Here is a 7,335-nt window from a genome sequence, read left to right on the forward strand (position 1 = left end):
AGCCAAATGGCGAGAGGTAGTCAACAAACCAAGCGCCAATAACGCGCCAATGGCGGTACTCCAAAAACCAGTTTTTAGGTTCCAAGGCAATATGTTCAGCTTGACCAGCAACCAGACGATCAGGATATAGGGCAGCAGGATCTCTTTCATGATGCCTCCCCCTCATGACGGCCACGTCGAATACCATGGCCGATAATATGGCTCATCCGCTCGCTCAGCACATCCCAACGGGCAAAGGCAATGATGACAGCAAGCACCCACCAGGTCTTGTCGATAAACAGTCCGCACAAGGAGAGCGCAAACACCAGGGTGATATGCACCGACTCGGACACCTTGGCACGATGCACAGCGATCTCATGCAGTTGCCACAGCAGATAGACCAGATAGAGGACCACATAGAGAGTGATCACAGTAATCACCCCCATAAAGATCTCGGAATCAAGCAGTACCATGATGGCTGGCAAAGCATGGTTGAACTTGGTCGCCTCAATTGGATCGATGTGGGCACCTTTCGAGAAAAAGAGAACCAGAGCAACCGTGACCAATATAAACGTCAGGCGCCAAAGCCACCGCGCTAACGCAGAGGTTGATTGTGATGACATTTGATGTTGTTCCTTGAGTAACGGATGAGCAAACAAGTGGGCCTCACGAGCCACCCAGCTAATAACGCGCCGGATCGGCGCGACGGGCAGGATGAAGAAGCCCCCAACCAGTGAAGGCTTGCAAGGCTCACAACTCAGAACTGGTGTTGCACACCGATGTTGAAGAAGTTCAGGTAGCTGTTGTTGTAGCTGCCGGACAAGTGCGGGCGACCGATCCCGTCCTGATCCACTGGCATATCACCCAGCCAAGCCAGGGTATAGCTGGCTTCCACCTTGGTGGCTGGGCTCAACTGATAACTGGCCCCCAGACCCCAGCGCCACCCCTCTCCCATCGGCAGGGTGACAGTACGGTGAGCATCGTCCACAGCGCTGCTGTCATAGGCAATACCGCTGCTCAAACGCAGGGCTGGGGTCACATCGAACTGAGTACCCAAGCTGACGTGCCAGGTGTCCTTGTAGTGCATATCAATGGTCTGGCTACCAAGCACAGATGCAACATCGATATCGCCAAAACGGGACCACTGCTGCCAGTTGGCGCTGGCCAGCAAGGCCCACTGGTCGTTGAGCTGGTGATAGCCACTTAGCGTAATGGTCTGCGGAATCATGATCTCGACCCCTAGACCTGCCACATCAGCACGTGGGAAGAGCTGATCTTCCAGCTCCCACTTCAGTTCGGAGAAGTAGCTCAGGCCGATACGGGAGTGCTGATCCAGCTCGTAAAGTACCCCGAAGGAGGCGCCATACGCCCAGTCGCTGTTGGAGAATTCCCGCCCTTCCCTCATCCCGGACGTCAGATCCACAGAGGCTTCCAGCGAACCATTCATGGCGATCAGGCTGGCTCCCACTGACCAATTTGAGTCAATGCGGTACGCCAGACTCGGAGCAAAGGCAATGCCGGTCAGCTTGGCCGACTGGGTATAACCACGACCATCCCAGCCATCGCCATAATCGATACCCAGACCGTGACTGCCAAAGACGCCGAGACCTGCGACCCATTGATCGTCGATGGCATGAGTCAGATAGAGGCTGCCGAGCGGCGCGGTCTGCAGGGCATTTCCACCGTTGTTACCGCCGTTGTCCAGATCCAGCTCAAGGTCGCCGTATACCACACCGCCATTGACCTGCAACTGGGTACCTTCCAGTTTGGTCATAGCGGCCGGGTTGCTTGCGATAGTATCTGCCCCTTGGGCACGGGCGGCAGACCCTGCGTTGGCCAGCGCACTGTTGGCAGTGCTGGTCTCGTAGAGGGCAAGGCCGCCAGCCATGGCTGATGGACTTAGCAAAGCGGCAAGCATCAGCGACAGCAGTCGTGGCTGCATTTCAATACTCCTGAATAGTGAACATGGTGAGCACCCGGCAAGGTGTGCTGCTCAAAAACACGGTTTGACTCTTTGATTGTCAGCATCCGGGAAACCTGCGGCTTTATACTGCTCGCTCATGGCGTCACGGGATGGATAAGGTCGGCAAGCACTCCTGCCGCAGTCATTTATGCCGAAGCAAAAGAGTGAACCATCACGCCATCGTGGTAACTGACAGGGGGCATCCTAACGGGATGAGGGGCATGCTTCATTAGGGTTGGGCATACGCAATGGTTAAGCATTGCTTAAATATCCCCCCCAACACAGCACCTCTATTACATCACCGGCGCCATTGACCTTCACCTCGTGGCAAGGTTTACAGTCCCGCCATCTGCTCCCGAAGGATGCCCGGATTGTCACTCACCCAGCTTGCTGCAAGATTGCCCTCTGTTGCTATGGCCCGGCTATTGCTGGCGCTGCTGCTCGTCTGCAATCTGACCCTCTGCATCAGCTGGCATGGTTCTCCCCTCTCCTCCGAGCCGATCCCAAACAGCGCCCAGTCGATGGTGATGTTCGATTCATCCATGGCGATGGTGGATGGCGATATCTCTCATACAATGCCCGCTATGGATCACCCGGGCGATGTCATGCCCCTCTCCTGCCATCAGGGAGACAAGGGGTCAGCCATGGGCGATGAGTGCCAGATGCAGACCGGCGTCAACGCTCTCTCCTTCGGCGCGATGACTCTGCTGGGTGTGCTGGTCGCTCTGCTGCTCTTTCCCTTGCTGTCAGGCAGTCCCCTCGCCAGTTCGCTGCTAGACAACTGGTTGCGGGATCCCTTCCTGCGATCACGCGGTACTCACCCTCCCTCCTGGCCGCGCCGACATCTGATGCTGTCGGTGTTACGCCACTAGAAAGTCCTTCTCTTGCGGCACAGGCAAGCTTCAACTTGCCCGTTCTCTGCCGCCTTGCCTGACCCTGTGCCCCGGCCAAACCGGTCCGCTCACAGGGAGCCGTGCGCACTGATACAGCTGCGCCCCGTTTGCCGCCAGCCCCTTTGGTGATGCCTTGCACCTCACCCGACCGGCGGCCTGCAAAAGAGAAGACGTATTATGTCACCAGCCCACTTTTCACCGTCCAAGGTTGCTGCCTTTGCGGGCGCATTACCCTCCTGCACTTTCTGCATGCAGATCCGCGCCGGAGACCAGTCATGAACAAGACCGTCCTGATGTCGGCCCTGCTACTTGCCCTTGGAGCTGGTGGCGGCTACTGGGCCGCCAAACAGACCTCCGATGGCGCAAGCGCCAAAGAGAAGACGCCCCTTTACTGGGTCAATCCCATGGATCCCCGCGACAAGCGCGACGGCCCGGCCAAGGACAACATGGGGATGGACTTTATCCCCGTCTATGAGGAACAAAAAAACGGCTCGCCGGGCACAGTCACCATCAGCCCCGAGATCCAGCAGAACCTGGGGGTGCGACTGGCTAAGGTCGAGCGACTGCCTATCCACCAGCAGATCGAGACGGTGGGCTATGTCGGTTATGACGAGGACAGGCTGGAGGCAGTCAACGCCCGCATGGCAGGCTGGATCCGCACCCTCGCCATCAAGAGCGAGGGGCAGCAGGTGAGCAAGGGGAGCCTTATTTACGAGCTCTACGCGCCGGATCTGGTCAACGCCCAGCACGAATACCTGCTGGCACTCAACACGGCCAACCCACTGCTGCTGCGCGCTGCCGAGGGCAAGCTCAAGTCCCTGCAGGTACCGGCAGATCAAATCTCAGCCCTCAAGCGCACCCGTCAGGTGCGCGAAACCATCAGCATTTACGCCCCCAGCAGCGGTTATGTCTCCGAGCTCAAGGTGCGCGAGGGCCAGTATGTTGAGCCCGCTGCGGCGCTCTTTAACATCAGCACCCTCCAGCAGGTATGGGTCAGTGCCGAGGTGTTCGAGCGCCAGGCCGCCCAGCTGAAGGTGGGGGATCCGGTCACCATGACTCTCGACTATGCCCCCGGTCGCAGTTGGCAAGGTAAGGTGGATTACCTCTACCCGACACTGGACGCAGCTACCCGCACCCTCAAGGTGCGGCTGCGCTTTGACAACCCGGACGAGTTTTTGAAACCCAATATGTTTGCCAAGGTGAGCATTCGCACCGGGCAGGGAGAGCCGCAATTGGTGGTGCCGAGCGAAGCGGTGATCCGCACCGGCAGTCAGGATCGGCTGGTGCTGGCGTTGGGGGATGGCAACTTCAAGTCGGTCGCCGTCACTCTCGGCCCCCAGTTTGGCGACAAGGTTGCCATCAAGGCAGGGGTAGAGGCTGGGGATAACATCGTCAGCTCGGCCCAGTTCCTGCTCGACTCGGAGTCGGCCATCGATTCGGACTTCCAGCGTATGACGGCGGTGCGCCCCGCCCAGGTGTGGACCCAGGGCGAGGTTGAAAGCATCGATCTGGCCAAACGTACCCTGATGGTCTCCCACCAGCCCATCCCCGAGTGGCAGTGGCCCGCCATGGAGATGGAGTTCACCGTCGCCGACGGGGTCGATATCAGCAAGCTGGTCGAGGGGCAGAACCTGCACCTGCAGGTGATGCAGGAGGGGGATGAGTACCGCATCACCAACATCCATCAGGAGAAGGCCCCGACCAGCGGCCACGCTCTGGAGAAGGCAAAAGATGAGATGGAAGGGATGGGCCATAGCCAGCACAATATGGGAGCCAAGCCATGATCCCCTCGATTATTCGCTGGTCGGTGGGCAACCGCTTTCTGGTGCTGTTATTGACCCTCATGCTCACCGCCTGGGGGCTCTGGTCGGTCAAACAGACCCCGGTGGATGCCCTGCCGGATCTCTCCGATGTGCAGGTGATCATCAAAACCTCCTATCCGGGCCAGGCGCCCCAGGTGGTGGAGGATCAGGTCACCTACCCGCTCACCACCGCCATGCTGGCGGTACCGGGGGCCACTACGGTGCGCGGCTACTCCTTCTTCGGCGACTCCTTCGTCTATGTGCTGTTTGACGACAACACCGACCTCTACTGGGCCCGAGCCCGGGTGCTGGAGTATTTGAGTCAGGTGGCCCCCAACCTGCCCGCCTCCGCCCGCCCCCAGCTCGGCCCGGACGCCACCGGGGTGGGCTGGGTCTATCAGTACGCGCTGGTGGACAAAACCGGCAAGCATGACCTCAGCCAGCTCACCTCCCTGCAAAACTGGTTCCTCAAGTACGAGTTGCAGACGGTGGAGGGGGTCTCCGAAGTTGCCACAGTCGGCGGCATGGTGCGCCAGTATCAGGTGCGGGTCGATCCGGACAAGCTGCGCGCCTACGGCATTCCGCTCTCCCTTATCGAGACCGCCATCAAACAGGGCAATCAGGAGACAGGTGCCTCCGTCATCGAGATGGCGGAAGCGGAGTACATGGTGCGCTCCAACGGCTATCTGAAAAGCGTCGAGGATCTGAAGCAGATCCCGCTCGGCACCACGGTACGCGGCGCCCCGCTGCTGCTGGGGGATGTGGCAGATGTGGTCACCGGTCCCCAGATGCGGCGCGGCATTGCCGAGCTCAACGGCGAAGGGGAAGTGGTGGGCGGCATCATCGTCATGCGCTACGGCGAGAATGCCCAGCACACCATAGACGGAGTCAAGGCACGGCTGGCGGAGCTCAAGAGTAGCCTGCCGGAAGGAGTAGAGATCGTCACCGTCTACGACCGATCCGACCTTATCCAGCGCGCCATCGACAACCTCTCCGGCAAGCTGCTGGAGGAGTTCGCCGTGGTGGTGCTGGTGTGTCTGGCCTTCCTGTTCCACCTGCGCTCGTCACTGGTGGTGGTCATCACCCTGCCCATCGCCATTCTGGTGGCCTTTATCGTGATGCACCTGCAGGGGATCAACGCCAACATCATGTCGCTGGGGGGCATCGCCATTGCCATCGGCGCCATGGTGGATGGTGCCATCGTGATGATCGAGAACGTCCACAAACACATGGAGCGGGAGGCGCTCACCGACAAGAACCGCTGGCGCATCATCACCGAGGCGAGCATAGAGGTGGGGCCCGCCATCTTCTTCTCCCTGCTGATCATCACCATCAGCTTCCTGCCGGTGTTCGCGCTGGAGGCGCAGGAGGGGCGGATGTTCCACCCGCTCGCCTACACCAAGACCTATGCCATGGCGGCCGCGGCCGGGCTCGCCATCACGCTGGTGCCAGTGATCATGGGCTACTTCATCCGTGGCAAGGTGCTGGCGGAGCAGGCCAACCCGCTGAACCGTGGCTTAAGCCAGGCATATGTGCCGCTGCTCAAGGCCGTCTTGGCCCGCCCGAAAACCACCCTGGCCATCGCCGCCGTGGTGACGGTGGCGGGCTTCTGGCCGCTCAAGTACCTCGGCTCCGAGTTCATACCGCCGCTCGATGAGGGGGACATCATGTATATGCCCACCACCGCAGCCAATATCTCGGTGGGCAAGGCGCGGGAGATTTTGCAGCAGACCGACAAGCTCATTCGTACCGTGCCCGAGGTGCAAAACGTGTTCGGCAAGGCGGGCCGCGCCGAATCGGCCACCGACCCCGCCGATCTGGTGATGATGGAGACCAGCATCCAGCTCAAGCCCCGCGATCAGTGGCGCCCCGGCATGACGCCGGAGAAGCTGAAAGAGGAGCTCGACTCCCTCATCCGTTTCCCAGGCCTCACCAACGCCTGGGTGCCCCCCATCAAGACCCGCATCGACATGCTGGCCACCGGTATCAAGACCCCGGTCGGCATCAAGATAGCGGGGCCGGATCTCAAGGTGATCCAGCAGCTCGGCCAGCAGCTTGAGCAGATCGTCGGCAAGGTGGAGGGCGCCTCATCGGTCTACGCCGAGCGGGTGGCCGGTGGCCGCTATGTGAAGGTGGATATCGACCGGCTCAAAGCAGCACGCTATGGCCTCAACATCGCCGATGTGCAGGCGGTGCTCGCCACCGCAGTGGGCGGCATGGAGGTGGGCCAAACCATCGAGGGGCGCGAACGCTACCCCATCAACCTGCGCTACCCCCAGAGCTATCGCGACTCGGTAGCCAGCCTGGAGCTGCTGCCGGTGGTCACTCCAAGTGGCGCACGCATCGCCCTGGCGGATGTGGCACGGGTCTACATCAGCGACGAAGCGCCCATGCTGCGCAGTGAAAACGCTCGCCTCAACGGCTGGGTCTACGTCGACATTCGCGGCCGCGACATTGGCTCCTTCGTCGATGAGGCCAAAGCCGAGGTGGGCAAGCAGCTGGTGCTGCCGGCGGGCTACGCCCTCACCTGGTCTGGCCAATACGAGTACATGGAACGGGCCAAGGCGCGCCTCGCCTACGTGGTGCCGCTGACGGTCGCCATTATCGTGCTGCTGCTCTATCTGGCGTTTCGCCGCGTTCAGGAGGTGCTGCTCATTCTCACTACCTTGCCGCTGGCGGTGGTGGGCGGGATCTGGAC

5 protein-coding genes are annotated in these 7,335 nt (G+C 60.4%); 3 read left to right on the forward strand and 2 right to left on the reverse strand.

Going from position 1 to position 7,335, the window contains the following annotated elements; translation table 11 throughout:
* Positions 1 to 146: 146 nt before the first annotated feature.
* Positions 147 to 452 carry a hypothetical protein gene (locus tag AACS18_RS18650; protein WP_236340619.1) on the reverse strand — a complete coding sequence of 102 codons (306 nt, stop codon included), beginning with the start codon at positions 450 to 452 and terminating at the stop codon, positions 147 to 149.
* 284 nt (positions 453 to 736) lie between these two features.
* The gene (locus tag AACS18_RS18655; RefSeq protein WP_108613004.1) at positions 737 to 1,921 is read right to left on the reverse strand and encodes an OmpP1/FadL family transporter; all 1,185 of its coding nucleotides are present in this window, start codon (positions 1,919 to 1,921) and stop codon (positions 737 to 739) included.
* Positions 1,922 to 2,313: 392 nt separating this feature from the next.
* Here AACS18_RS18655 and AACS18_RS18660 point away from each other — a divergent pair, with 392 nt between their 5' ends.
* From AACS18_RS18660 to AACS18_RS18670, 3 genes are all read left to right on the forward strand, one after another.
* The gene (locus tag AACS18_RS18660) at positions 2,314 to 2,814 is read left to right on the forward strand and encodes a hypothetical protein (protein WP_108613005.1); all 501 of its coding nucleotides are present in this window, start codon (positions 2,314 to 2,316) and stop codon (positions 2,812 to 2,814) included.
* A 296-nt stretch (positions 2,815 to 3,110) separates the two neighbouring features.
* Positions 3,111 to 4,619 carry an efflux RND transporter periplasmic adaptor subunit gene (locus AACS18_RS18665; RefSeq protein WP_181363327.1) on the forward strand — a complete coding sequence of 503 codons (1,509 nt, stop codon included), beginning with the start codon at positions 3,111 to 3,113 and terminating at the stop codon, positions 4,617 to 4,619.
* On the forward strand, positions 4,616 to 7,335 hold a 2,720-nt coding region (locus tag AACS18_RS18670; RefSeq protein WP_108613006.1), incomplete at its 3' end, for an efflux RND transporter permease subunit. The genes AACS18_RS18665 and AACS18_RS18670, both read left to right, overlap by 4 nt.

Origin of the sequence: Aeromonas sp. HMWF015 (assembly GCF_963878965.1) — a bacterium.
Classification (GTDB): Bacteria; Pseudomonadota; Gammaproteobacteria; order Enterobacterales; family Aeromonadaceae; genus Aeromonas; species Aeromonas veronii.

Excerpts from the sequence above, each read along its gene's own strand:
- AACS18_RS18650 (WP_236340619.1), bottom strand. The coding sequence starts at position 452 with ATGGTACTGCTTGATTCCGAGATCTTTATGGGGGTGATTACTGTGATC.
- AACS18_RS18655 (WP_108613004.1), bottom strand. The coding sequence starts at position 1,921 with ATGCAGCCACGACTGCTGTCGCTGATGCTTGCCGCTTTGCTAAGTCCA.
- AACS18_RS18665 (WP_181363327.1), top strand. The coding sequence starts at position 3,111 with ATGAACAAGACCGTCCTGATGTCGGCCCTGCTACTTGCCCTTGGAGCT.